The sequence below is a fragment of the Pseudomonas sp. R76 genome, from assembly GCF_009834565.1.
Lineage (GTDB): Bacteria > Pseudomonadota > Gammaproteobacteria > Pseudomonadales > Pseudomonadaceae > Aquipseudomonas.
In genome coordinates this window covers 1,527,436-1,547,276 of record NZ_CP019428.1, presented here as the reverse complement: position 1 = coordinate 1,547,276, position 19,841 = coordinate 1,527,436, and the positions used below count along the sequence as shown (strand labels likewise).

General features: G+C 59.5%; 17 protein-coding genes. 10 read left to right on the top strand and 7 right to left on the bottom strand.

Annotated features, from left to right (window positions below):
* Positions 1–29: 29 nt before the first annotated feature.
* Together mutS and fdxA are read left to right on the top strand one after the other, a co-directional pair.
* Positions 30–2,609 (top strand): DNA mismatch repair protein MutS, encoded by a 2,580-nt coding sequence (mutS, locus tag PspR76_RS06775; RefSeq protein ID WP_159954505.1) that lies wholly within the window; start codon positions 30–32, stop codon positions 2,607–2,609.
* Positions 2,610–2,751: 142 nt separating this feature from the next.
* On the top strand, positions 2,752–3,075 hold the full coding sequence (fdxA, locus tag PspR76_RS06770) for a ferredoxin FdxA (protein ID WP_159954504.1): 324 nt from the start codon (positions 2,752–2,754) through the stop codon (positions 3,073–3,075).
* Positions 3,076–3,572: 497 nt separating this feature from the next.
* Here fdxA and apbC read toward each other — a convergent pair whose 3' ends face one another.
* Entirely contained in the window at positions 3,573–4,667 is a 1,095-nt protein-coding gene (apbC, locus tag PspR76_RS06765; protein ID WP_159954503.1) for an iron-sulfur cluster carrier protein ApbC, read from the bottom strand.
* 172 nt (positions 4,668–4,839) lie between these two features.
* Between apbC and metG the strand changes: the two genes are divergently transcribed.
* The 4 genes from metG (at position 4,840) to PspR76_RS06745 (ending at position 9,343) form a co-directional block, all read left to right on the top strand.
* The gene (metG, locus tag PspR76_RS06760; protein WP_159954502.1) at positions 4,840–6,891 is read left to right on the top strand and encodes a methionine--tRNA ligase; all 2,052 of its coding nucleotides are present in this window, start codon (positions 4,840–4,842) and stop codon (positions 6,889–6,891) included.
* Positions 6,892–7,148: 257 nt separating this feature from the next.
* Positions 7,149–8,312, top strand: coding sequence for an electron transport complex subunit RsxB (gene rsxB / locus PspR76_RS06755; protein ID WP_159954501.1), 1,164 nt, complete (start codon positions 7,149–7,151; stop codon positions 8,310–8,312).
* Positions 8,313–8,414: 102 nt separating this feature from the next.
* Entirely contained in the window at positions 8,415–9,053 is a 639-nt protein-coding gene (gene nth, locus PspR76_RS06750) for an endonuclease III (protein ID WP_159954500.1), read from the top strand.
* Between the two features lie 107 nt (positions 9,054–9,160).
* Complete coding sequence (locus PspR76_RS06745; RefSeq protein ID WP_124526113.1) at positions 9,161–9,343, top strand: PA3496 family putative envelope integrity protein; 183 nt, start codon at positions 9,161–9,163, stop codon at positions 9,341–9,343.
* A gap of 83 nt (positions 9,344–9,426) precedes the next feature.
* Here the strand turns inward: PspR76_RS06745 and PspR76_RS06740 are convergent, their stop codons facing one another.
* From PspR76_RS06740 to PspR76_RS06730, 3 genes are all read right to left on the bottom strand, one after another.
* Entirely contained in the window at positions 9,427–10,059 is a 633-nt protein-coding gene (locus PspR76_RS06740; RefSeq protein WP_053254650.1) for a response regulator transcription factor, read from the bottom strand.
* Between the two features lie 637 nt (positions 10,060–10,696).
* The gene (locus PspR76_RS06735; RefSeq protein ID WP_159954499.1) at positions 10,697–11,914 is read right to left on the bottom strand and encodes an argininosuccinate synthase; all 1,218 of its coding nucleotides are present in this window, start codon (positions 11,912–11,914) and stop codon (positions 10,697–10,699) included.
* A 129-nt stretch (positions 11,915–12,043) separates the two neighbouring features.
* Positions 12,044–12,952, bottom strand: a complete 909-nt coding sequence (locus PspR76_RS06730) for a flagellar protein MotY (protein ID WP_159954498.1) — start codon at positions 12,950–12,952, stop codon at positions 12,044–12,046.
* Positions 12,953–13,108: 156 nt separating this feature from the next.
* Here PspR76_RS06730 and pyrC point away from each other — a divergent pair, with 156 nt between their 5' ends.
* Together pyrC and rnt are read left to right on the top strand one after the other, a co-directional pair.
* Complete coding sequence (gene pyrC, locus PspR76_RS06725; protein WP_159954497.1) at positions 13,109–14,155, top strand: dihydroorotase; 1,047 nt, start codon at positions 13,109–13,111, stop codon at positions 14,153–14,155.
* Positions 14,152–14,823 (top strand): ribonuclease T, encoded by a 672-nt coding sequence (gene rnt / locus PspR76_RS06720; RefSeq protein WP_010564138.1) that lies wholly within the window; start codon positions 14,152–14,154, stop codon positions 14,821–14,823. Before pyrC ends, rnt begins: the two co-directional genes overlap by 4 nt.
* 287 nt (positions 14,824–15,110) lie before the next feature.
* Here the strand turns inward: rnt and PspR76_RS06715 are convergent, their stop codons facing one another.
* On the bottom strand, positions 15,111–15,713 hold the full coding sequence (locus PspR76_RS06715) for a peroxiredoxin (RefSeq protein WP_003172097.1): 603 nt from the start codon (positions 15,711–15,713) through the stop codon (positions 15,111–15,113).
* 243 nt (positions 15,714–15,956) lie between these two features.
* Between PspR76_RS06715 and PspR76_RS06710 the strand changes: the two genes are divergently transcribed.
* Together PspR76_RS06710 and bfr are read left to right on the top strand one after the other, a co-directional pair.
* Entirely contained in the window at positions 15,957–16,175 is a 219-nt protein-coding gene (locus PspR76_RS06710; protein ID WP_010564137.1) for a bacterioferritin-associated ferredoxin, read from the top strand.
* A 201-nt stretch (positions 16,176–16,376) separates the two neighbouring features.
* The gene (gene bfr / locus PspR76_RS06705) at positions 16,377–16,847 is read left to right on the top strand and encodes a bacterioferritin (RefSeq protein ID WP_053133448.1); all 471 of its coding nucleotides are present in this window, start codon (positions 16,377–16,379) and stop codon (positions 16,845–16,847) included.
* A gap of 178 nt (positions 16,848–17,025) precedes the next feature.
* On the opposite strand, the gene grxD is transcribed toward bfr, so the two are convergent.
* Together grxD and PspR76_RS06695 are read right to left on the bottom strand one after the other, a co-directional pair.
* On the bottom strand, positions 17,026–17,364 hold the full coding sequence (gene grxD / locus PspR76_RS06700) for a Grx4 family monothiol glutaredoxin (RefSeq protein WP_106577269.1): 339 nt from the start codon (positions 17,362–17,364) through the stop codon (positions 17,026–17,028).
* Between the two features lie 84 nt (positions 17,365–17,448).
* Complete coding sequence (locus tag PspR76_RS06695; RefSeq protein WP_159954496.1) at positions 17,449–19,557, bottom strand: molybdopterin oxidoreductase family protein; 2,109 nt, start codon at positions 19,555–19,557, stop codon at positions 17,449–17,451.
* Between the last annotated feature and the right edge of the window lie 284 nt (positions 19,558–19,841).

Here is a 19,841-nt window from a genome sequence, read left to right as displayed (position 1 = left end):
AAATAGACAGGTAGAGCCGAAAGCCCCGTATGACAGACCTTTCAAGCCACACTCCAATGATGCAGCAGTACTGGCGTCTGAAAAACCAGCACCCTGATCAGTTGATGTTCTATCGCATGGGCGACTTCTACGAGATCTTCTATGAAGACGCGAAGAAGGCCGCCAAGTTGCTGGACATCACTTTGACCGCGCGCGGGCAGTCGGCGGGGCAGTCGATTCCGATGTGTGGGATTCCTTACCATTCGTTGGAAGGCTACCTGGTCAAGCTGGTGAAGCTGGGCGAGTCGGTGGTGATTTGTGAGCAGATCGGCGACCCGGCGACCAGCAAGGGCCCAGTTGAACGTCAGGTGGTGCGCATTATTACGCCGGGTACGGTGAGTGATGAGGCGTTGCTGGATGAGCGTCGTGACAACCTGATCGCGGCGGTGTTGGGCGATGAGCGTTTGTTCGGCCTGTCGGTGCTGGATATCACCAGCGGCAATTTCAGCGTGCTGGAGATCAAGGGCTGGGAAAACCTGCTGGCGGAGCTGGAGCGCATTAACCCGGTGGAGTTGTTGATTCCGGATGATTGGCCGAAGGATTTGCCGGCGGAAAAGCGTCGTGGGACCAAGCGTCGTGCGCCGTGGGATTTTGAGCGTGATTCGGCGCTGAAAAGTCTGTGCCAGCAATTCTCGGTGCAAGACCTTAAAGGTTTCGGTTGCGAAAACCTGACCCTGGCCATCGGCGCCGCCGGTTGTTTGCTCGGCTATGCCAAGGAAACCCAGCGCACCGCCCTGCCGCATTTGCGCAGCCTGCGCCATGAGCGCCTGGACGACACCGTGGTGCTCGATGGCGCCAGCCGTCGCAACCTGGAGTTGGACACTAACCTGGCCGGTGGCCGCGATAACACGCTGCAATCGGTGGTCGACCGTTGCCAGACCGCCATGGGCAGCCGCTTGCTGACCCGCTGGCTGAACCGCCCGCTGCGCGACTTGACCGTGCTGCAAGCGCGCCAGACCTCTATTACCTGCCTGCTGGATGGCTATCGCTTTGAAACGCTGCAGCCGCAGTTGAAAGAAATCGGCGATATCGAGCGCATCCTGGCGCGCATCGGCCTGCGCAATGCGCGGCCGCGTGACCTGGCGCGCCTGCGCGATGCCTTGGGTGCGCTGCCGCAATTGCAAGCGGCGATGGCCCATCTCGACACGCCGCACCTGCAACAGTTGGCCGTGACCGCCGGTACTTACCCGGACCTCGCGGCGCTGCTGGAAAAAGCCATTATCGACAACCCGCCGGCGATCATCCGTGACGGCGGCGTGCTGAAAACCGGTTACGACACCGAGCTGGATGAGCTGCAGTCGCTGAGCGAAAACGCCGGGCAGTTCCTGATTGATCTGGAAGCCCGCGAAAAGGCCCGCACCGGCCTGGCCAACTTGAAGGTCGGTTACAACCGCGTGCACGGCTACTTTATTGAGTTGCCGAGCAAGCAGGCCGAGTCGGCGCCGATCGACTATCAGCGTCGTCAAACCCTTAAAGGTGCCGAGCGTTTCATCACGCCGGAGCTGAAAGAGTTTGAAGACAAGGCGCTGTCGGCCAAGAGCCGCGCTCTGGCGCGCGAGAAAATGCTTTATGAAGCGTTGCTCGAAGATTTGATCAGCCGCCTGGCGCCGTTGCAGGACACCGCCGCTGCCCTGGCGGAACTGGATGTGTTGAGCAACCTCGCCGAGCGCGCGCTGAACCTTGATTTGAACTGCCCGCGGTTTGTCAGCGAGCCGTGCATGCGCATCGTGCAAGGCCGTCACCCGGTGGTGGAGCAGGTGTTGACCACGCCGTTCGTCGCCAACGACCTGTCGCTGGATGACGACACCCGCATGCTGGTGATCACCGGTCCGAACATGGGCGGTAAATCCACCTACATGCGCCAGACCGCCTTGATCGTGTTGCTGGCGCATATCGGCAGCTTTGTGCCGGCGGCCAGTTGCGAGTTGTCGCTGGTGGACCGCATTTTCACGCGGATCGGTTCCAGCGATGACCTGGCCGGTGGCCGTTCGACCTTTATGGTGGAAATGAGCGAAACCGCCAACATCCTGCACAACGCCACCGAGCGCAGCCTGGTGCTGATGGACGAAGTCGGTCGCGGCACCAGCACCTTCGACGGTTTGTCGCTGGCATGGGCGGCGGCCGAGCGTTTGGCGCATTTGCGTGCCTATACGCTGTTCGCCACGCACTATTTCGAGCTGACCGTACTGCCGGAAAGCGAGCCGCTGGTGGCCAACGTGCACCTCAATGCCACCGAGCACAACGAGCGCATTGTGTTCCTGCACCACGTGCTGCCGGGGCCGGCCAGCCAGAGTTACGGCCTGGCCGTGGCGCAGCTGGCGGGTGTGCCGAGTGAGGTCATCACCCGTGCCCGCGAGCATCTGAGCCGCCTGGAAGAAACCGCGCTGCCCCACGACATTCCCGTGGCCAGCCCGGCCAAAGCCAGCAGCAAACCTGCCGCGCCGCACCAGAGCGACATGTTCGCCAGCCTGCCGCATCCGGTGCTGGATGAGCTGGCCAAACTTGATCTGGACGGGTTGACGCCGCGAAAAGCGCTAGAAATGTTATATGCACTGCAAGTTCGGATATAACGCAGACGCTTGCAAGCTGGTAGACTCTCGCGCGGTTTGGGATGCTGCAGGCTTTTAGCCTGGCCTGCAGACTATCGCTCCCGAACCTCGCGAGCCCTGCCACAAAGGGTTTCGCTGCCGCCGCCTGAGGAGAAAATTAGAAATGACCTTCGTCGTTACCGACAACTGCATCAAGTGCAAGTACACCGACTGCGTCGAAGTGTGTCCGGTGGACTGCTTCTACGAAGGCCCGAACTTCCTGGTTATCCACCCGGATGAGTGCATCGACTGCGCCCTGTGTGAACCAGAGTGCCCGGCCGTCGCAATTTTCTCCGAGGACGAAGTCCCGGCAGAGATGCAGGAATTCATTCAGTTGAACGTCGAGCTGGCGGAAATCTGGCCGAATATCACTGAGCGTAAAGATCCGATGCCGGATGCAGCGCAGTGGGATGGCAAGAAAGGCAAGCTTGCAGACCTGGAGCGCTAACAGCGCCGCCGCCCAATAAAAAAGGCCCCTTGCGGGCCTTTTTGCGTTTCTGTGTGGCGGGTTTCACTTTTCTGCAGGCAAAAAAAGGGGCGGTATGACCCGCCCACATTTTTTCCCTAGTCCCTGTATTCCTTTTCATCGTCCTGATGAATCGCATCCTGCGACGTTCCTTCAACCATCGTTCCTTGATGGCTGTGTCAATCCGTGGACACAGGGCTGATCTTAGAGACTTCCAACGTAAGTTCAACGGGATCCAACCGGCGGGCTGACAGACTTGAACGCTCAAACAAATATAAATAATTGTTATATTTCAACAAGATAGAAAATACTCTCGTCAATTCGAGACGTCCCGCCCCGGCAAAAAACCCAAACACTTACGGAAAAGTAAGCGAATGCTTACACGCGCAATTGTGTAAATGCGCAGTTACACCTTGGTGACCTATTCGCAGGCAAGAAAAAGCCCCGACCCAGTCGAGGCTTGTTTTCCTTCAGGCGGATCAGTCGTCGCTGACCGTAATCGTCGGCATTGCCGGCGCAGCCGCTTCTTGAAGGACGATACGCGCCCCAACATGACGGGCCAGCTCCTGGTAAATCAGAGCGATCTGCCCATCGGGCTCGGCGGCCACGGTGGGTTTGCCGCCGTCTGCCTGCTCACGAATCTCCATCGCCAGTGGCAACGAGGCCAGCACTTCAACGCCGTATTGGGTGGCCAGCTTCGCACCGCCGCCTTCACCGAACAGGTGCTCGGCATGCCCGCAGTTGGAGCAGATGTGTACCGCCATGTTTTCCACCACGCCCAGCACCGGGATGTTGACCTTGCGGAACATCTCCACGCCTTTTCGCGCGTCGAGCAGCGCCAGGTCCTGCGGTGTGGTCACGATCACCGAACCGGCCACCGGGACTTTCTGCGCCAGGGTCAGTTGGATATCGCCAGTGCCTGGCGGCATGTCGATCACCAGGTAATCCAGGTCGCCCCAGGCGGTCTGGGTGACCAGTTGCAGCAAGGCGCCCGAGACCATCGGCCCGCGCCAGACCATCGGCGTGTTGTCATCGGTGAGGAAGGCCATGGACATGACTTCCACGCCCATCGACTCAATGGGCACGAACCACTTCTGGTCCTTGACCTTCGGCCGCGTGCCTTCGGCGATGCCGAACATCACACCTTGGCTTGGGCCATAAATGTCGGCGTCGAGAATCCCCACGCGCGCACCTTCACGGGCCAGCGCCAGCGCCAGGTTGGCCGCTGTGGTGGATTTACCCACGCCGCCTTTGCCCGACGCCACGGCCACGACGTTCTTGACGTTGGCCAGGCCAGGGATTTGCGCCTGGGCCTTGTGCGCGGCGATCACGCACTGGATGTCGACCTTGGCCGAACCCACGCCGTCGAGACCCTCGATAGCCATTTGCAGCATCTGCGCCCAACCGCTCTTGAACAGACCGGCGGCATAACCCAGCTCCAGCTGGACCGACACCGTGTCGCCCTGGACCTCGATGGCGCGTACACAGCCGGCACTGACCGGGTCCTGGTTCAAATAGGGGTCGGTGTATTGGCGAAGAACGGCTTCCACCGCTGCGCGATTGACGGCGCTCATGGGCTACTCCCGAAAAAAGACTGACTGAAACAGGCGGCTATCCTAACCGTTCCAGCCGCCCAGCGGCATGCTTTCGAAGGTTGGGAGGTGCTTGAAACAGCCTCACGGGGTGAAATAAATTTCCCGGCGCTTTATAGTGGCCGACCTCCGTTTCATCAAGTAGCCGAGCCCCATGTCCGAGCCACGCAAGATCCTCGTCACCAGCGCCCTGCCCTATGCCAATGGTTCTATCCATCTTGGCCATATGCTTGAGTACATCCAGACCGATATGTGGGTGCGCTTTCAGAAGCATCGCGGCAATCAATGCATTTATGTCTGCGCGGACGACGCCCACGGTTCGGCCATCATGTTGCGCGCCGAAAAGGAAGGGATTACCCCGGAACAACTGATCGCCAATGTGCAGGCTGAACACAGCGCCGACTTTGCCGAGTTCCTGGTCGATTTCGACAATTTCCACTCGACCCACTCCGACGAAAACCGTGAGCTGTCGAGCCAGATCTACACGCGCTTGCGCGACGCCGGGCACATTGCCACGCGCTCGATCACGCAGTATTTCGACCCGGAAAAGAAAATGTTCCTGGCCGACCGCTTCATCAAGGGCACCTGCCCGAAATGCGGCACCGAGGACCAGTACGGCGACAACTGCGAGAAGTGCGGCGCCACCTACGCACCGACTGACCTGAAGAACCCGCGCTCGGCCATTTCTGGCGCCATTCCGGTGCTCAAGGATTCCCAGCACTTCTTCTTCAAGCTCCCGGACTTCCAGCAGATGCTGCAAACCTGGACGCGCAGCGGCACCCTGCAAGACGCCGTGGCCAACAAGATCGCCGAATGGCTGGATGCCGGCCTGCAACAGTGGGACATCTCCCGCGATGCGCCGTACTTCGGCTTTGAAATCCCGGACGAGCCGGGCAAGTATTTCTATGTGTGGCTGGACGCGCCAATCGGCTACATGGCCAGCTTCAAGAACCTGTGCGACCGCACGCCGGAGCTGGATTTCGACGCGTTCTGGGCCAAGGATTCCACCGCCGAGCTGTACCACTTCATCGGCAAGGACATCGTCAACTTCCACGCCCTGTTCTGGCCGGCGATGCTCGAAGGTTCGGGCTACCGCAAGCCAACCGGCATTGCGGTACACGGCTACCTGACGGTCAACGGCCAGAAGATGTCCAAGTCCCGTGGCACCTTTATCAAGGCGCGCACCTACCTGGACCATCTGTCGCCGGAATACCTGCGCTACTACTACGCCTCCAAGCTGGGCCGTGGCGTCGACGACCTCGACCTGAACCTGGAAGACTTCGTACAGAAGGTCAACTCGGACCTGGTCGGCAAAGTCGTCAACATCGCCAGCCGTTGCGCCGGGTTTATCCACAAGGGCAATGCCGGCGTACTGGTAGCGGAAAACGCCGCACCGGAACTGACCGAAGCATTCCTGGCCGCTGCGCCAAGCATCGCCGACGCCTATGAAGCCCGCGACTTTGCCCGCGCCATGCGCGAGATCATGGGCCTGGCCGACCGTGCCAACGCCTGGATCGCCGACAAGGCACCGTGGTCGCTGAACAAGCAGGAAGGCAAGCAGGCTGAAGTCCAGGCGATCTGCGCCACGGGCGTCAACCTGTTCCGCCAGTTGGTGATCTTCCTCAAGCCGGTGCTGCCATTGTTGGCCGCTGACGCCGAGGCGTTCCTCAACGTCGCGCCGCTGACCTGGAACGACCACGCCACGTTGCTCAGCAACCATCAATTGAACGAGTTCAAGCCGTTGATGACCCGTATCGACCCGGTCAAGGTGCAGGCGATGACCGACGCTTCGAAAGAAGACCTGGTCGCCAGCCAGACCGACACCGGCGACGCAGCACCGGCAGGCAACGGCGAACTGGACAAGGACCCGATTTCGGCGGAAATCGATTTCGACGCCTTTGCTGCCGTGGACCTGCGTGTCGCGCTGATCGTCAAAGCCGAAGCCGTGGAAGGTGCCGACAAGCTGCTGCGCCTGACCCTGGACCTGGGCGGCGAGCAACGTAACGTGTTCTCCGGCATCAAGAGCGCTTACCCGGACCCGTCCAAGCTCGATGGCCGCCTGACCATGATGATCGCCAACCTCAAGCCACGGAAAATGAAGTTCGGCATCTCTGAAGGCATGGTGATGGCCGCCGGCCCTGGTGGCGAAGAGATCTACCTGTTGAGCCCTGACAGCGGCGCCAAGCCGGGTCAGCGGATCAAGTAAGCCTGTCTGGCTGAGTGGCGCGGGCTTGTTGAAGTGAGTTGGCCTGTTGTAGTCGACGGGCTCGTTGTGGCGAGCGGGCTTGCCCCGCGTTGGGCTGCGAAGCAGCCCCATCAGGACCACCGCGTTTTTACAAGTAGAACGAGGCGCCTGGTCTAGGGCCGCTGCGCGCCCCAACGCGGGGCAAGCCCGCTCGCCACAACAAGCCTGCTTACCGCGACAGGCCCTGTTTGTTTAACCGGCACGCCAATGATCACCCCATGAACCTGATTCAACGTATCGACGCGCTGCTGCCGCAGACCCAATGTGGCAAATGCGGGCACCCGGGCTGCAAGCCTTACGCCGAAGGCATCGCTCAGGGCGAGGCAATCAACAAGTGCCCGCCCGGTGGGCAGGAAACCATCGCGGGCCTTGCGCAGTTGCTGCGCGTGCCGGTGCTGGAACTGGACACCAGCCGGGGTGAAGCTCCTGCCCAAGTCGCCTATATCCGCGAGGCCGAGTGCATCGGCTGCACCAAGTGCATCCAGGCCTGCCCGGTGGATGCGATTGTCGGCGCGGCCAAGTTGATGCACACGGTGATCATCGATGAGTGCACCGGTTGCGACCTGTGCGTCGCGCCCTGCCCTGTCGACTGCATCGAAATGCGCCCGGCGACCACCGTGCTGCCAATTGTGGGCGGCCTGGCGGCCAACGATCGCCAGCGCCATGAACGCGGCCTCAAGCGCGACCGCGCACGCCGGCGTTATGAGCAGCGCAACGCACGCTTGCAGCGCGAAGAAGCGCACAAGCTCGCTGAGCGCCTGGCGCGGGCCAAACGCTCGGCGCCGATTGCGCCCGTGCTGGCCGATTCCGCCGCGGCCGCCAGGGATGCTGCCGTCAAGAAAGCCAAGATCACGGTCGCCATGAGTCGCGCCCAACTGCACAAATCCCTGAAAGCGTTCGGCCACCCGCCAACCTTTGAGCAGCAGTCGCAGTTGATTGCCCTGCAGCAGCAGTTCGAAGCGGCGGAGCAGGCGCTTGCGGCACTGGAAGTGAACAGCTCGCCGCCACCTCCAACCACCAAAGACCCTGAGCTCAAGCGCGCAAAAATCCAGCTGGCCATGCGCCGCGCCGAATTGAAAAAAGCTCAGGACCTGAATGCCGACGAGCAGCAACTGGCAACGCTGAGCGCCGCACTGTGCAACGCCGAACAGGGGCTGCATGATGCCGAGGCGATCAGCGAACAGCCCCGGCCCGTCTTGCAGCGCGTGGAAAAACGCCCCGTCGACGCCCAGTTGCGTCAGTTGAAAACCGCCCTGGCCTATGCCCGCGCCGATGTCAGCAAGCTGCAACGCCAGTCGGACGTCAGCGCGGATGAACTGAAAGCCGCACAACTCAAACTGGACGAAGCGCAGCGCCAAGTCGATGCCCATACCGGCGCTTGAGCCGCAACCGGCGCTGCCGGGCACGGTGACGATGGTTTATCCTGCAACGCTCGGCCCTACGTCGCCCCTCACGCTGACCGCCCGTAAGGAAATGCCTGCCCCATGAACGCCGCAAAACGCCTGGAAATTTTCCGCAGGCTTCACGAAGACAATCCGGAACCCAAAACCGAGCTGGCCTACTCGTCGCCGTTCGAATTGCTGATTGCGGTGATCCTGTCGGCCCAGTCCACGGACGTTGGCGTCAACAAGGCCACGGCCAAACTGTATCCGGTGGCCAATACGCCGCAGGCCATCTATGCCCTGGGCGTGGAAGGGTTGTCGGAATACATCAAGACCATCGGCCTGTACAACAGCAAAGCCAGGAATGTGATCGAGACCTGCCGCCTGCTTGTCGAGTTGCATGGCGGCGAAGTCCCACAGACCCGCGAGGCACTGGAAGCGCTTCCAGGGGTGGGGCGTAAAACCGCCAATGTGGTGCTCAATACCGCGTTCCGGCAACTGACCATGGCGGTGGACACGCATATTTTTCGCGTCAGCAACCGAACCGGCATCGCGCGCGGCAAGAACGTGGTGGAAGTGGAAAAGCAGCTGATGAAGTTCGTGCCCAAGCCGTATTTGCTCGACTCCCATCACTGGCTGATCCTTCACGGACGCTACGTTTGCCAGGCCCGCAAACCGCGCTGCGGCAGTTGCCGCATCGAAGACCTGTGCGAATACAAGGACAAGACGTCCGACGATTGAGGGTTCATTGGTTTTCTCGATCAGTCGATTGAAAAAATCTTTTTTACCCTGTCGTGGTTTATCGTTATAAGGAGCGCCAACGGCAGTCTTAGCCTGGAGTTAACCTTATGAGCACTGGCAAAGAACAACTGGATGTAGAAGACGACCTCGTTGCTGAGTCGGATGACGATGGGGAAGCCCCTGTTGCTGAGGTGGCCAAGACCAATTTGAGCAAACGTCGCACTATCGATAACCTTCTGGAAGAGCGACGCTTGCAAAAACAGCTGGCCGATTACGACTTCGATCTCTGATCGAGCCGCCTTCGACCGGAAGCCTCCCTGACGGAGGCTTTTTTTTGCCGGTTCTACGAGCTCCTGCGGGACGCCCGCCGCCGTTATACCAGGCCGTTGCGTTGGGCCAGCTCAATCAGGTCGACGAGGGAACGCGCATTGAGCTTGAGCAGCAGGCGCGTCTTGTAGGTACTCACGGTCTTGTTGCTGAGGAACATGCCGTCAGCAATCTCTTTGTTGGTTTTGCCACGCGCCAGTTGCTGCAACACCATCATTTCGCGCCCCGACAAGCGTTCGACCATGTCCGCCTCACTGGCGTTACCCATGGTGGAGCGCACGGAGTTGAGCGCCTGGTTGGGGAAATAGCTGTAGCCGGAGAGCACCGCCTTGATGGCGCTCAACAACTCAGTCAGGTCCTGCTGCTTGCACACGTAGCCCGCCGCGCCCGCCTGCATGCAGCGCATGGAAAAATGCCCGGGCGCCTGGGACGTCAGCACCAACACCTTAACAGGCGCAGGCTGCTTGGTGGAGGCCAGGCGGCAGATAACCTCCAGGCCATCGAGTTTGGGAATTCCGATATCCAATATAACAATGTCCGGCACATGCTCGCGTGCAAGTTGCAACGCATCGACGCCGTTATCAGTCTCCGCAACGACTTCATAACCATGACGCTCCATGAGCATGCGCACAGCAAGACGAATGACGGGATGATCATCCACGATCAGCACTTTATTCATGAGAAAGTCCAATTTCGCTGTTCGAATTATTTAGAGCAAGCACAATAGCCTAGTCGTTTCCTAGTTGGCATAGCGCTCCCCCCCAAGCAACAGCAAGCAGAGACCCAACCCACAACGATATAGGAATTAACCTACAAAAAAACATTAACCCAGACGCGTCCGATTTTATGCAGACTTTCAGACCTTTCCGTGGGCATACATATCTTGAGTGAAATATCCGCCGCATAAGTGGATCAAGGTAAACGTGCCGCACAAGACTTTCAGGAAATGCCCATTGCGTGGCGCCGCCAGGCGAGTGAACAGGTGAGAAAATTCCGACTCTTTTAGTTCCATTCCACATATTTTCTAACATCCCTAATTCCTACAGAATTTTCTTAGTCTTACATACCATTCGCACTTATATAGTGAATCTTCTGTAAGACATAGTTCCTAGACAGGTGTTAAAAAATCATTCACTGACGTAAAAAATAAAACTCCAAAACAAAAACACAGCCCATAGCTTTTTCACTGACAGACCATAAACATTTACCAAACTCTTTTAAACATCACGCCGTACTCATGGCTAGTGCCTTGAATATTCAAGCAAAAAAAAATGGCCCCTTAAACAGGGGCCATTTTTTTACAGCGAAGGGATCACTCAGAACAGCTTGCGACCCTTGTTGGCCGCGATGCGCATGCGCAGCGCATTCAACTTGATGAAGCCCGCAGCATCCGCCTGGTTGTAGGCGCCGCCATCTTCTTCGAAGGTGGCGATGTTGGCGTCGAACAGCGACTCATCGGACTTGCGACCGGTGACGATCACATTGCCCTTGTACAGCTTCAGGCGAACCACACCGTTCACGTGGACCTGGGAGGCGTCGATCATCTGTTGCAGCATCAGACGCTCAGGGCTCCACCAGTAGCCGGTGTAGATCAGGCTGGCGTACTTGGGCATCAGCTCGTCTTTGAGGTGAGCGACTTCACGGTCCAGGGTGATGGACTCGATGGCGCGGTGGGCGCGCAACATGATGGTGCCACCTGGGGTTTCGTAGCAGCCACGGGACTTCATGCCCACGTAACGGTTCTCGACGATGTCGAGACGGCCGATACCGTGTTCGCCACCGATACGGTTCAGGGTCGCCAGCACGGTGGCCGGCGTCATCTCAACGCCGTCCAGCGCGACGATGTCGCCGTTGCGGTAGGTCAGTTCCAGGTACTGGGCCTTGTCTGGAGCGTTCTCCGGGGAGACGGTCCATTTCCACATGTCTTCTTCGTGTTCGGTCCAGGTGTCTTCCAGCACGCCGCCTTCATAGGAGATGTGCAGCAGGTTGGCATCCATCGAATACGGGGACTTCTTCTTGCCGTGACGCTCGATTGGGATGGCGTGCTTTTCAGCGTAATCCATCAGCTTTTCGCGCGACAGCAGGTCCCATTCACGCCAAGGAGCAATCACTTTCACGCCTGGCTTGAGCGCGTAGGCACCCAGTTCGAAACGCACCTGGTCGTTACCCTTGCCGGTGGCGCCATGGGAAATGGCGTCGGCGCCGGTTTCGTTGGCGATTTCGATCAGGCGTTTGGCGATCAGCGGACGTGCGATGGAAGTACCCAGCAGGTACTCGCCTTCGTAGACGGTGTTGGCGCGAAACATCGGGTAGACGAAATCGCGGACGAATTCTTCGCGCAGGTCGTCAATGTAGATCTCTTTCACGCCCATGGCTTGCGCCTTGGCACGTGCAGGTTCGACCTCTTCGCCCTGACCCAGGTCAGCGGTGAAGGTCACCACTTCACAGTTATAAGTATCCTGCAGCCACTTGAGGATCACCGAAGTGTCCAGGCCGCCGGAATACGCGAGAACGACCTTGTTTACGTCGGCCATGCCATCACTCCACGGGGTTGTACGGAAAGCCGTCGATTCTACCGACCAAAACCGTGAATTTACAGAGGCGCGACAGCAAATGAAGATAAAGCGACAGATTATGTCGAGCGGGCGACCGATGGTCGCACCTCAGGATGTGTGGGCGGCGTTGCTTGGTGCAGTGGCCTGTGGCGCCGGCTTCTCAGGCGCTGCGACGCGTTCGAGCTGAATGTTCACACGCCGATTGCGCGCCCGGTTGGCGGCATTGGTGTTCGGCGCCAGCGGGTAGCTTTCGCCGTGGAAACGCATGGTGATCTGCGATTCCGGGATGCCATTGGCCTTGAAGTAGTCCGTGACCGCCAGCGCCCGACGGCGCGAGACGTCACGGTTGGTCAGGCGGTTGCCACTGTTGTCCGAATGGCCGTTCAACTCGATGTGGTTGACGGTAGGGTCGGCTTTCATGAACGCGAGAATCACGTCCAGCTTCTTCTTCGCCGCCGCGTCCAGCTCGATGCCACCGCCTGGGAAGCCGACTTCGGTCTGTTTGACCTGGTCGTAATTCATCGGCAGCAGCTTGGTGGTGCACAGTTGATAGTCGTTGAAGGCCTTGTTGAATTTCACCGGTAGCAGGCGAATTTCCGAGTAGCCGCCTTCACGCCCGTAATGTCGCACGGTCGGGCTGCGCCCTTCGAGCAAACCGGTGAACAGGCGCCCGGCCTGGGCCTGGGAGCTGTTGAACAAGACGTCGCCACTGCCGACACGCACGGCGCCAAGGTTGATATCGCCACGGCCCGGCTGCCAGGGTGCTGCGGCCGCCAATAAGGTTGCCGAGCCCACGCCCAGCGCACCGTTGTAGGCTTTGAGGCGAAATGTCGCCTGCTCGCCGGCCCGCCGCACGAACTCGCCCGAGCCGAAATCGGTGATCGGCTGGGTGAGGCGGCACTCAAACTGGTCGCCTTCCACCTTCCACTCAATATTCTCCAGACGTGTCTGGAACGTGAGGGCCATCGCAGGCAGGCTGGCGAACACACTGAGCAGGGCTAGATAATGCTGGCGCACGGGAGGCTCCACTGGTTTCTACAACACTTCAAAGCGTCATACGTCGTTAAGGCATACCCAGGGATATCGGTAGCGTCCTGCAAAACTTGATAGCGAGTGCCTGCAAGAGTCTTTTCCGGTAGCATTCCCACCAGATTGACCCGCCTGGAATCCCCAATGTCCGACCGCCTGACCCTGCTGCGTCCCGACGACTGGCATATTCATCTTCGCGATGGTGCTGCGTTACCCCAAACTGTGGCCGATGTAGCGCGCACGTTTGGCCGCGCCATCATCATGCCTAACCTGGTGCCACCGGTGCGTAATGCCGCTGAAGCCGACGCCTATCGCCAGCGCATCCTCGCTGCACGGCCGGCCGGCAGCCGCTTCGAACCGCTGATGGTGCTCTACCTCACTGATCGCACCCAGCCTGAAGAGATTCGCGCTGCCAAAGCGACCGGCTTCGTGCACGCCGCCAAGCTCTACCCGGCCGGCGCGACCACCAACTCCGATTCCGGCGTGACCAGTATCGACAAGATACTGCCGGCCATCGAAGCCATGGCTGAAGTCGGCATGCCGCTGCTGATTCACGGTGAAGTCACCCGTGGCGACGTGGACGTGTTCGATCGCGAGAAGGTCTTCATCGACGAACACATGCGCCGTGTGGTCGAGCTGTTCCCGACGCTGAAAGTGGTGTTTGAACACATCACCACCGCCGACGCCGTGCAGTTCGTCAGCGAGGCTTCGGCCAACGTGGGCGCGACCATCACCGCGCATCACCTGCTCTACAACCGCAACCACATGCTGGTGGGCGGGATTCGGCCGCACTTCTATTGCCTGCCGATCCTCAAGCGCAACACCCACCAGGTGGCCTTGCTGGATGCCGCCACCAGCGGCAGCCCGAAGTTCTTCCTCGGCACCGACTCCGCACCTCACGCCCAACACGCCAAAGAAGCTGCGTGTGGCTGTGCCGGTTGCTACACCGCGTATGCGGCGCTCGAGCTGTACGCCGAAGCGTTTGAACAGCGCAATGCCCTGGACAAGCTCGAAGGCTTCGCCAGCCTCAATGGCCCGCGTTTCTACGGCCTGCCGGCGAATACCGACCGCATTACCCTGGTCCGTGAAGACTGGACCGCCCCTGCCAGCCTGCCGTTTGGCGAGCTGACTGTTATCCCGCTGCGCGCCGGTGAAACACTGCGCTGGCGCCTGCTGGAGGAAAGCAAGTGAGTGAAGACCATTACGATGACGAACACGAGCACAGTGGTGGCGGCTCCCGTCACCCGATGGCCGAGCGGTTTCGCGGCTATCTGCCGGTTGTCATCGACGTAGAAACCGGTGGTTTCAATTGCGCCACCGACGCCCTGCTGGAAATCGCCGCCACCACCATCGGCATGGACGAGCAGGGTTTTGTGTTCCCGGAACACACTCACTTCTTCCGCGTTGAGCCGTTTGAAGGCGCGAACATTGAGGCTGCGGCCCTGGAGTTCACCGGGATCAAACTGGATCACCCGCTGCGCATGGCAGTGAGTGAAGAAGCGGCGCTGACCGATATCTTCCGCGGTGTGCGCAAGGCGTTGAAAGCCAATGGCTGCAAACGCGCGATTCTGGTCGGGCACAACAGCAGCTTCGACCTGGGCTTCCTGAACGCTGCCGTGGCGCGGCTGGACATGAAACGTAACCCGTTTCACCCGTTCTCCAGCTTCGACACCGCCACCCTCGCAGGCCTGGCGTATGGCCAGACCGTGCTGGCGAAAGCCTGCCAGGCGGCCGGTATCGACTTCGACGGCCGTGAGGCCCACTCGGCTCGCTATGACACCGAGAAAACGGCCGAGCTGTTCTGCGGCATCGTCAATCGGTGGAAGCAGATGGGCGGCTGGGAAGACTTCAACGACTGAGGTTTGCCCGAACGCTGTTGTGGCGAACGGGCTCATTGTGGCGAGCCGGCTTGTTGTGGCGAGCGGGCTTACCCCGCGTTGGGCTGCGCAGCAGCCCCAGAACCAGACGACGCGGTTCGCCAGATGAATCGCGGCGGTCTAATTGGGGCTGCTTCGCAGCCCAACGCGGGGCAAGCCCGCTCGCCACAACAGCCCTCCAGCCACTGAACACCAGTCGCCACAGGGTCATTTCCCGCGCATAAAAAAACCGGCCTTCTCAGGCCGGTTTTTTTTGCGTCGAACGAGGCTTACAGCTTGCCGGCGTTCTCGGTCAGGTAAGCCGCAACGCCTTCTGGCGAAGCGTTCATGCCCTTGTCGCCTTTTTTCCAGTTGGCAGGGCACACTTCGCCGTGCTCTTCGTGGAATTGCAGGGCGTCGACCAGACGGATCAGCTCTTCCATGTTACGGCCCAGCGGCAGGTCGTTGATGATCTGCGAGCGCACAACGCCCTTGTCGTCGATCAGGAACGCGCCACGGAACGCCACGCCGCCTTCGGACTCAACGTCGTAGGCCTTGGCGATGTCGTGCTTCATGTCGGCAGCCATGGTGTATTTGACTTTGCCGATGCCGCCATCATTGATGGCGGTGTTGCGCCAGGCGTTGTGGGTGAAATGGGAGTCGATGGAAACGGCTACCACTTCAACGTTGCGCGCCTTGAAATCGTCCATGCGGTGGTCCAGAGCGATCAGCTCGGACGGGCAGACGAAGGTGAAGTCCAGCGGGTAGAAGAACACCAGGCCGTATTTGCCTTTGATGGCTTCAGACAGTTTGAAGCTGTCTACGATTTCGCCATTGCCGAGGACGGCAGGTACGTCGAAATCCGGGGCTTGTTTGCCGACGAGTACGCTCATTGGGTATCTCCTGATGTAAGGGTGACGATTGAAGTAAAAGGACCGGCCCAAGTCTGGCGCAGCTAAGCGACAGCCCTGTGACGCAGTCACGCTTCGTGAAGACCGACCATCATACACTGAAAAAACCGTTCGTCAGTGAGGGCGCAGTGCCAGCGAATACCCTACGAATCTACTTTGACAATCATTCTCGTTAACATTAAGATCCATCGCACTTAAGCCTTAAACCCGCGATGGTTCTCCCTTATGTATGTCTGCCTCTGCACTGGCGTCACCGACGGACAAATCCGCGAAGCAATCTATGAAGGTTGCTGCAGCTACAAGGAAGTACGTGAAACCACCGGCGTTGCCAGCCAGTGCGGTAAATGTGCCTGCCTCGCCAAGCAAGTGGTACGGGAAACCCTGACGCAGCTGCAAACAGCCCAGGCCGCGCTCCCCTACTCAGCAGAATTTACACACGCTTAATCAGGCGTGTTTTGAAGAGCCGGACTTAGTGTCCGGTTTTTTTATGCCCGTAATTCAATTAGTTAGCGCCAAGACGCGGAACACAAACATTCTTATTCCGATTAATTTTCATTTATTATTCAATAACTTAGGTTTGACACTAGGGATTTCGCCGCTCAAACTCCGCCGTATATACAGCTATTACAGGGCAGGACCCCAGTCATGAAAGGCGACATCTCAGTCATCCAGCAACTCAACAAAATCCTTGCCAATGAACTGGTCGCGATCAATCAGTACTTTCTGCATGCGCGCATGTATGACGATTGGGGCCTGGAAAAGCTCGGCAAGCGTGAATACAAAGAATCCATCAAGGCCATGAAAGACGCAGATGCGCTGATCAAACGCATCCTGTTCCTGGAAGGCCTGCCGAACGTGCAGGACCTGGGCAAGCTGAACATCGGCGAGCACACCCAGGAAATGATCAGCAGCGACCTCGGCTTTGAACGCAAGAGCCACAGCGACATCAAGGCCGCCATCGCTCACTGCGAAACCAAGGGCGACTTCGGTAGCCGTGAACTGCTGGAAGATATCCTGGAAGACCAGGAAGAACATATCGACTGGCTGGAAACCCAATTGGGCCTGATCGATAAGGTCAGCCTGGAGAACTACCTGCAATCGCAGATGGGTGAATAAGCGCTGAAGATCGCTCTCACGTTCTGCGCGGGGAATACTGCCTAGACGTCTTTGATGCTTGAGCAGGGTGACGCGGAGCGTCACAGGATGCATTCCCACGCGGAGCGTGGGAACGATCAATTAGCCACAAAAAAGCCCCGCTCTCTTTCGAGACGCGGGGCTTTTTATTGCATGCAAATCACGCGTCAGTCTTGGCTGCCGCGTTTGCTGCTGCTTCTTTGATCAGAGCCTGCAGCGAACCATCAGCCGCCATCTCGGTGATGATGTCGCTACCGCCGACCAGCTCACCGGCTACCCACAGTTGTGGGAAGGTTGGCCAGTTGGCGTACTTCGGCAGGTTGGCGCGGATTTCAGGGTTTTGCAGGATATCCACGTAGGCGAACTTCTCGCCGCACTGCATGATGGCCTGGGAAGCCTTCGCGGAGAAACCGCACTGAGGAGCGTTCGGGGCGCCCTTCATGTAAAGCAGAATGGTGTTGTTGGCAATCTGCTCTTTGATCGTTTCGATGATATCCATGGAACACCTCGGCTGGAACTTTGCGACTCACAGGTCGGCACGGTGGCGCATTGTAACGCAAAATTCCAGCGCGGTGCTCAGGCCTTATGCGGCGGCCACCTGCACTGGCACGCCGTTCAGTGCGGCGTTTCCGGACAATTCATCCAATTGCCGCTCGTCGGTCAGGTCGTTCGCGCTCGCCCCCGGCTGGCCGCTGGCGATGCTCATCTGCACACCCGGGCGGCCATGGCCCCAGCCATGGGGCAGGCTGACCACACCGGGCATCATGTCCAGGCTGGCCACCACTTCCACTTCGATCATGCCGATGCGCGAACTCACCCGCACACGCTGGCCGTCGCTCAACTGCCGGCGGCTGAGGTCATCAGGGTGCATATGCAGCTGGTGGCGCGGCTTGCCTTTCACCAGGCGGTGATAGTTATGCATCCACGAATTATTGCTGCGCACATGGCGACGGCCGATCAGCAGCAGTTCATCCGCCACCGGCACAGGCTGCGAGGCGAACCGCGCCAAGTCCGCCAGAATCACTGCCGGCGCCGCCTGCACCTGGCCGCTGGCGGTTTTCAAGCGTGCGCCAAGGTTGGGCTTGAGCGGCCCCAAGTCCACGCCATGCGGATGGTCCGCCAGCATGGCCACCGACAATTTGTGCTCGGATGCATCACCGTAAGCCCCGGCACGCAACCCGAAGTCGATCATCTGCGCCGGTGCCATGGTCGGTTTAAGCGCCACGCCCGTCTGCGCCGCAAAGGCCTCGGCCAAGCCGACAAAAATTTCCCAGTCATGCAACGCGCCGGCAGGCTTGGGCAGGATCGCGCGATTGAAGCGGGTGACGTTACGCACGGCGAACATGTTGAACGTGGTGTCGTAATGATCGTTTTCCAGCGCCGATGTCGACGGCAGAATCAGGTCGGCGTAACGCGTGGTCTCGTTGATATACAGGTCGATGCTGACCATAAACTCCAAGCCATCGAGCGCCTGCTCCAGCTGGCGACCATTGGGCGTCGACAGTACGGGGTTGCCGGCCACGGTCACCAAGGCACGGATTTGCCCTTCGCCCTCCGTGAGCATTTCTTCGGCCAGCGCCGAGACCGGCAACTCGCCGCCATATTCCGGGCGCCCGGACACACGGCTCTGCCAGCGGTTGAAATGCCCGCCGCCGGTCGAGGCCACCAGGTCGACCGCCGGGCTGGTGCATAACGCACCGCCGACCCGGTCGAGGTTGCCAGTCACCAAATTGATCAGTTGCACCAGCCAGTGACACAAGGTGCCGAACGCCTGGGTCGATACGCCCATACGGCCATAGCACACCGCGTTGTCCGCCGCCGCGAAGTCACGCGCCAATTGGCGGATCTGCTCGGCAGGCACCGCACATTGGCGGCTCATGGCTTCAGCGGTAAACCCGGCAATGGCGTGGCGCACGTCGTCGAGGCCTTCAACCGGCAAATGGCTGTCGCGCGTGAGTTGCTCGGTAAACAGCGTGTTGAGTACGCCGAACAGCAGCGCCGCGTCGCCGCCAGGCCGCACAAACAGATGCTGGTCGGCAATCGCCGCCGTCTCGCTGCGCCGAGGGTCGACCACCACCACTTTGCCGCCTCGCGCCTGAATGGCCTTGAGACGTTTTTCCACATCGGGCACGGTCATGATGCTGCCGTTGGAGGCCAGTGGGTTGCCGCCCAATATCAGCATGAAGTCGGTGTGATCAATATCCGGAATCGGCAACAACAGGCCGTGGCCGTACATCAAGTGGCTGGTGAGGTGATGGGGCAACTGGTCCACCGAGGTCGCGGAAAACCGATTGCGCGTCTTCAACTGGCCGAGGAAGTAGTTGCTGTGAGTCATCAACCCATAGTTGTGCACGCTGGGGTTGCCCTGATACACCGCCACCGCGTTTTGCCCATGCCGGGCCTGGATACCGGCCAGCCGCTCGGCGACCAGCTTGAACGCCTCGTCCCATGCGATCGGCTGCCATTCGCTGCCCACTCGCAGCATGGGCTGGTGCAAACGGTCCGGGTCGTTCTGGATGTCCTGCAGCGCCACGGCCTTGGGGCAGATATGCCCACGGCTGAAGGTGTCCAGCGGGTCGCCCTTGATCGAGGTGATCGCCAGGCTGCCGTCGTCGGCTTGGGTGGTTTCCAGGGTCAGGCCACAGATGGCTTCACACAGATGGCAGGCACGGTGATGGAGAGTCTTGGTCATGGCCAGTCTCTTATTAGGGCTTTAGCTTCACTATGGGCCGCGACCGGCGCAGGCACCAGCAACGTCAGTGCTGTGAATCGGCAAGCATTAGGCCAGGCCATGGCTAAACGTGAGCAAATGTTTCAGAACCCTGCCCGCCACGGCTAAAACCGACACAGCCTGGCCCGGAGCCGCCCCCACACATTGCAAAAGGTCTCGGCGCCAGTGTACAAATGGGCTGCTGCTGTCAGGAATCAGTCTTCAAAAGCGTCTCGGCGCCCTTCTTGAACACCCTTAAAAACCGT